Below are 1152 nucleotides of genomic sequence, written 5' to 3'. Positions count from 1 at the left end.
GCCGAGGCTGTGTGAAAACGCTTCACGCTTAGCCACTTCAAAAATAAAATAAGGTAACCCGTTTCCAGCGAGGTAGCCCATGAAGCGATTCATCGAAGGCCACGACCGCCAGCAAGTCACCTTGCTGCCTGAGTGCCTAGACGATTACGTTGGCGAAGACAATCCGGTGCGCATCGTCGATGCTTTCGTCGAAGCACTGGACCTGGCCTCCCTCAGGTTTGCGGACACCGAACCCACTCTGACGGGACGCCCCTCGTACCATCCGTCAGCCCTGCTCAAGCTGTACATCTACGGCTACCTGAACCGCATCCAGTCCAGCCGGCGCCTGGAGCGCGAAGCCCAGCGCAATGTGGAACTGATGTGGCTCACCGGCCGGTTGGCGCCCGACTTCAAAACCATCGCCGACTTCCGCCATGACAACGGCCCCGGCATCCGCAAGGTCTGCCAACGCTTCATCGCTCTGTGCCGACAGTTGAAGCTGTTCACCCATGCTATCGTCGCCATCGACGGCAGCAAGTTCAAGGCTGTCAACAGCCGAGACCGCAACTTCACCGTGGGCAAGGTCGACAAACGCCAGGAACAGATCGAACACAGCATCCAGCGTTATCTTGATGCCTTGGAGACGGCCGACCGCACCCAGCCTACCGAAGTCGAGGCCAAGACGGAACGGTTACAGGAGAAGATCAGGAAGTTGCGTACCCAGATGCAGCAACTCGATGAAGTGAAGCAGCAGCTGAAAGACATCCCCGACGGCCAAATCTCCCTCACCGACCCCGACGCCCGCTCCATGGCCACCCACGCTCAAGGCTCAGGTCTGGTGGGCTACAACATACAGACGGCAGTGGATGCAAAGCACCACCTGATCGTGGCCCATGAAGTCACCAATATCGGCAACGACCGGGCGCAACTGCACACGATGGCCCAGGCCGCGAAAGAGGCGATGGGTAAGAAAAAACTCAAAGCGTTGGCTGACCGAGGCTACTTCAACGGGCTGCAAATCAAAGCATGCGAGGACGACAATATCGCGGCCTTCGTGCCCAAACCAATGACCTCAAACGCCAAGGCTGAAGGACGTTTTGATAAAACAGACTTCGTCTACATCGCCAAGCAGGACGCGTACCGTTGCCCAGCGGGTGAACAGGCGATCTATCG

The 1152-nt window shown here is 57.9% G+C and carries 1 protein-coding gene; it reads left to right on the top strand.

Annotated features, from left to right (window positions below; translation table 11 throughout):
- Positions 1–79: 79 nt before the first annotated feature.
- The coding region (locus AC07VY_RS26540; protein ID WP_495100137.1) for an IS1182 family transposase at positions 80–1152 on the top strand (1073 nt) is incomplete at its 3' end.

This window comes from Rhodoferax sp. GW821-FHT02C08 (genome assembly GCF_059421805.1).
Note: the sequence above shows the minus strand (reverse complement) of the source record. Positions and strands in the feature narration are given on the sequence as shown.